This is a genomic window from Streptomyces sp. S6, assembly GCF_054880855.1.
Genome location: NZ_JBTYMC010000431.1, coordinates 1 through 4411, shown reverse-complemented (window position 1 = coordinate 4411; position 4411 = coordinate 1). Strand labels below are relative to the sequence as shown.

6 protein-coding genes are annotated in these 4411 nt (G+C 75.0%); all 6 read right to left on the bottom strand.

All coding sequences use genetic code 11. From position 1 onward, the window contains the following. Nucleotides 1–71: 71 nt before the first annotated feature. Entirely contained in the window at nucleotides 72–242 is a 171-nt protein-coding gene (locus tag ACVNF4_RS33020) for a hypothetical protein (RefSeq protein ID WP_461806560.1), read from the bottom strand. A gap of 20 nt (nucleotides 243–262) precedes the next feature. Continuing rightward, nucleotides 263–712 carry a hypothetical protein gene (locus ACVNF4_RS33015; RefSeq protein WP_461806559.1) on the bottom strand — a complete coding sequence of 150 codons (450 nt, stop codon included), beginning with the start codon at nucleotides 710–712 and terminating at the stop codon, nucleotides 263–265. A gap of 86 nt (nucleotides 713–798) precedes the next feature. Continuing rightward, nucleotides 799–1509 (bottom strand): APH(3') family aminoglycoside O-phosphotransferase, encoded by a 711-nt coding sequence (locus tag ACVNF4_RS33010; protein WP_461806558.1) that lies wholly within the window; start codon nucleotides 1507–1509, stop codon nucleotides 799–801. A gap of 70 nt (nucleotides 1510–1579) precedes the next feature. After that, a complete protein-coding gene (locus tag ACVNF4_RS33005) occupies nucleotides 1580–2587 on the bottom strand; it encodes a serine hydrolase domain-containing protein (RefSeq protein WP_461806557.1) in 1008 nt (335 codons plus the stop codon). Beyond that, nucleotides 2587–3501 carry a DUF6895 family protein gene (locus tag ACVNF4_RS33000; protein WP_461806556.1) on the bottom strand — a complete coding sequence of 305 codons (915 nt, stop codon included), beginning with the start codon at nucleotides 3499–3501 and terminating at the stop codon, nucleotides 2587–2589. The genes ACVNF4_RS33005 and ACVNF4_RS33000 overlap by 1 nt, the downstream gene beginning before the upstream one ends. Continuing rightward, nucleotides 3501–4411 (bottom strand): DUF6895 family protein (locus ACVNF4_RS32995; protein ID WP_461806555.1); only part of this gene is annotated, 911 nt, incomplete at its 5' end. The genes ACVNF4_RS32995 and ACVNF4_RS33000, both read right to left, overlap by 1 nt.

The window sequence follows — 4411 nt, the reverse complement described above, 5'->3', positions numbered from 1 at the left end:
GACGGGCTCGGGCAGCCCGGCACGCACCGCGCGCGTGCCGTCGCCTATTGCCCCGGGGGCGCCTGTGTCGCTCATGTCGTCCGTCCTTCCAGGTCCTGCCGTACGGCGGCGCGGGCGGTGGTGAGCTGGTCGGCGGCGGTGAGCCGGTGCACGAACACGCCGACCGCGCCCGCGACGCAGGTCGCCGCGACGGCCACGGCGAGGGCGACCTTCGTGCCGAGACTGGCGCCGGGCCTCTTCATCGGCTTCCTTCGCAAGGGGCTCATCGGTCCGGCACGTCCAGGTCCATGTCGTCGTAGCCCACGGCCCAGAAGGGCTCGGGCGGGTCGAGCGGTTTCAGCGAGGCGTGCCCGTAGTAGGCGACGTCTCCCCGGCGCACCAGCCCGCCGAGCACGACCTCGACGCGGTACGACGAGGGCTTGCCGCCGGGGCAGCCGGCCACGCAGTTGACGTCCGTCGCCGTCCCGGTCGCCGTCGGCCGGGCCGTCCCCCAGCCCTTCCAGCGCAGCCCTCCGAGGTCGAGGCTCCGGCCCAGGCTCACGTCCGTCGGCCGCTGCCACGCCCGCCCGTAGAGATCCGTGACGTACGTGGGTCCGGTCCACTGCACGGCCGTCACCGCCGGACCCTCCACCCGTACCCCGCCGTCCGGCCTGCCGCACGCGGCGAGGCAGACGGCGAGCACCGTACAGGCCCCGGCCTGCCGAAACCGCATCACCGCTCCTTCCGGCCACGCGGAGCGACCGCGAGGATCGCCACATCGTACGTAGCGGTCCGGCGGCCTGCTCGCGGTGGTCGTCGTCAGAAGAACTCGTCGAGCAGCACGTAGTACTCCATCCGTGACTCCGCCACGTGCTGCGTCCCGTACCGCTCCAGGAACCGGCGGCCACGCGGCCCCTCCAACTCCCGTACGGCGAGCGCCAGATCGGTGTGCCGGTCGGCGAGGCCGAGCCGTCCGACGTCGAGCACCGCACGCACCTCCCCGGTCCCCGGGTCGACGAGGACGTTGTCGGGGCACAGGTCGCCGTGGCACACGACGAGGTCCTCGGCCGCCGGGCGGGTCCGGTCGAGCTCGGCCAGGAGCCGCTCCCCCGACCAGCCCGCGTACCGCTCCTCCAGGTCGTCCAGGTCGACGAGCCGCCGCTCGACGCGGTCGCGCGCCTCGGCCGTCGTGACGTCGAGCCGCCGGTCGAAGGGGCAGGTGTCGGCGGGGAGGGAGTGCAGGGCGCGGGCGAGGCCGGCCAGCGCCTCCGGGGCGTCGTCGGCCGGCACGCCCTCGACGGCTTCGGTGACCAGCCAGTCGTCGCCGCTGCCGACGATCCTCGGTACGGGGATCGCGTGCTCGGTGAGCCAGCGGAGGCGTTCCGTCTCGTCGGCCACGCCGGGTCCCCGCTTGGCGTAGAGGGCCGGGCCCGGTCCGGTGAGGCGGAACACCTCGGCGCCGGACGCGCCTTCGGTGACGGGGGTCCAGGTGTGGTGCGGGAACAAGGTGCGCATGGCAGGTGACTTCACCGTGGCACCCGTCGTTCACGCAAACGCGTTTCCAGCTCCCGTCGACCGGTCGCGGGCCCGCGCGGCTGCGCTAGACCCCGCCGACACACCCCGAGGCACTGAGGCCGGCCGGTGTGGTCGCCGCGAGGGCGTGGAGGAGTTCGTGGGCGACGGGGACGAGGCGGCAGCCTCGGTGGTGGCGGTTGGCGAGGGCGACGACGGCGGTCCCGGAGGCGGGGTGGAACCCGGCGTACGCCTGCTGCCCGAAGGTGGCCCCGCTGTGGAAGAGCACCGGCCCGTGCCCGGTGTCGTGCTGGAACCAGGTCAGGGTGTGGGTCTCCGGGGGCCGTCCGCGCCGCAGTTGGGGGACGACGACCTGTCGCAGCGCGGGGCCCAGCGGTCCCCCGGGCGCGAGGTGCGCCTCGACGTACGTGAGGAGGTCCCCCGGCGTCGCCCGCACGGACGCGGCGGGCGCGAACGCCCCCATGGACGTGCACGGCACGAGTGTCGTCCCGTCCTTGCGGTACCCGACGGCGTCGGTGGGCGCGGGCGTCGCCCCGGTCCGGGTCAGCCCGAGCGGGGTGAGGACCCGCCGGTCGAGGAGTTCGGGGTAGGGCGTCCCGGCGGCCCTGCTGAGGGCCTGGCCGAGGAGGGCGACGCCGAAGTTGGAGTAGTTCCAGTGCGCGCCGGGCGCGTGCCGGGGCCGGGCCCGGGAGAAGGCCGCCAGGAGGCGGTCGGTGCCGTACCGGGTGTAGGGGTTGCGGCGGGGGTGCAGGAGTGCGCCCGGCAGCAGGTCGTGGGGGACGCGCGGCAGGCCCGAGGTGTGCGTGGCGAGGTGGCGCAGGGTGATCGGGGTGCTCCGGACGGGCAGGTGCGCGGCGAGGGGGTCGTCCAGCCCGATCAGCCCCTCGTCGGCCATCCGCGCCGCGAGCAGCACCGTGAACGTCTTGGTCAGCGACCCGAGTTCGTACCGCAGCGGCCGCACCCCGCCGTCCGCGCCGACGACGGTCCGCCGCCCGCGCCGGGAGATCGCGACGACGGCGTCGGGCGCGTCGATGAGCTGGAGGGCCTCGGTGAGGCGGGCGTCGACGGGCGGCATCAGCCGAGCGCCCGTGAGGTGGCCATCGCGGAGGCGAACGCGGCGACGAGGGTGGGGTGGTGGAGGAGGTCGAAGACCTCGCCGGGGTCGCCCTCGGGCATCCCTCGGTGGACCGGCATCGCGCCGCTGGGTGCCTGGGCCGCCGCGTACCGCTCCCAGATCTCGGCGTCGAGCGCGGGGCGGGGGAGGCAGGCGTCGACGACGAGGAGTTCGCCGAGCAGGTCCCAGTGTTCGAGGTCGGCCCAGGTCTCCAGCCAGGCGGGGAGGTAGCGGTCGAGGTAGTCGGCGATGTCGGGCGGGATCGCGTGCGGTCGCTCGCCCCAGTTGGTGACGTGGAAGACGGTGTGGGTGATGTCGTAGGCGATGTGGAGCTGGACGGTCCACGGTTCGGGGAGCTGGCCGAGCCAGGTGCGGCGCAGGAGTTCGCCGAAGTCGCCGCTCGGGGTGAGGCCGATCCGGCGTTCCGCGCTGAGCAGGGCGAGCTGCCGGTTGGGGGGCCGTTCGACGGCGGCCCAGCTCTTCGTGCGCCGGGACACCGCGAGCATCTCCTCCAGGCCGGGGTGCCGGTAGCCGCTCTCGTGGAACGGCGCGTACACCTCCAGCGCGACCGGCGTGTGCGGTTCCTGCTCCTGGAGCGCCGCGAGCACGCCGCCCCCGTCGAGGAGTTCGCGCCACGCGAGGTCGAGGAGGTTCCCGGCCCGTTCCCGCTGCCGTGACCCGGCGACGCCCTCGCGGAACAACACCCTTGTGTTGACGGCGAGTTCACCGACGGGTTTGAGCCGCTCGCCGAGGGCGAGTCCCGACGCGTGGTCCTCCGGGGTGATCCGGAAGCGGTCCCTGTTGGTGTCGAGCCAGTCGAGCGCCCGCTCCCCGACCCGGTGCAACAGGGCCGGGGAGGCTGCCGTCACGGTCATCACGCGAGGTTCCTTCCGGGGAGGGCGTCAGGGGTGCGGGCCGGCGCCTCGCGGGCCAGCGTCGCCGCGAACGCCGTGGCGAGCGTCGCGTGGTAGCAGGCGCGGAAGGAGTCCCGGGGGAAGTTCTCGTGCTCCGGGACGGCGCCGTCGTCCGACTGGGCGGCGGCGAGGCGCTCCCAGGCCGCGTCGTAGGAGCCGGCGCCGCCGTCCGGCAGGCACGCGCCGACCGCGAGGAGTTCCGCGACGAGGTCCCACTCCCCCTCGGCGAGCCAGCCGTCCAGCCAGGCGGGGAGCCACAGCCGCAGGTAGTCGGCGGCCTCGGGGGTGAGCCCGGTGCGGTCGGCGCCCCAGTCGGTGACGTGGAAGACGTCGTGGGTGAGGCCGTAGGCGGTGCGGCGGTCCAGGGCCCAGGGTTCGGGGCGTTCGCCGAGCCAGGTCCGGGCGAGTTCGGCGGCGGGGTCGCTGTGCGGGGTGACGCCGACGCGGCGTTCGGCGATGAGCAGGCCGAGGGTGCGGGTCGGGGTGTCGCGGGCGATGCGCCGGGCGCGCAACCGGGCGGTGGCGGCGATGAGTTCGTCCGTCACCGGGTGGCGCAGGCCCGCCTGGGCGAAGACGCCGTAGATCTCGACCGGGTACGTGGCGTGCGGTTCGCGGTGGACGAGTTCCGCGAACAGCGCGCCTTCGCGGGTCTCGGCCCAGGCGAACGCGAACAGCCCGGCCGCCTCCGCGCGCAGGTCCGCGCGGGGGTGGCCGGTGGCGATCCGCCGGGTGAGCTGGGCGAGTTCACCGAGGGGTTTCCAGGTGAGGTCGCGGTCGGCGTCCGTGGTGGCGTCGGGCGGGAGGCGGAAGTCGTCGAGGTGCGCGGCCAGCCACCGCAGCGCCCGCCCGGCCGTCCGGTCGAGGCCGTCGG

Bases quoted from the DNA above. Each gene is read 5' to 3' on its own strand.
- ACVNF4_RS33000 (WP_461806556.1), bottom strand. From the start codon at position 3,501: ATGACCGTGACGGCAGCCTCCCCGGCCCTGTTGCACCGGGTCGGGGAG.
- ACVNF4_RS33020 (WP_461806560.1), bottom strand. From the start codon at position 242: ATGAAGAGGCCCGGCGCCAGTCTCGGCACGAAGGTCGCCCTCGCCGTG.
- ACVNF4_RS33015 (WP_461806559.1), bottom strand. From the start codon at position 712: ATGCGGTTTCGGCAGGCCGGGGCCTGTACGGTGCTCGCCGTCTGCCTC.
- ACVNF4_RS33005 (WP_461806557.1), bottom strand. From the start codon at position 2,587: ATGCCGCCCGTCGACGCCCGCCTCACCGAGGCCCTCCAGCTCATCGAC.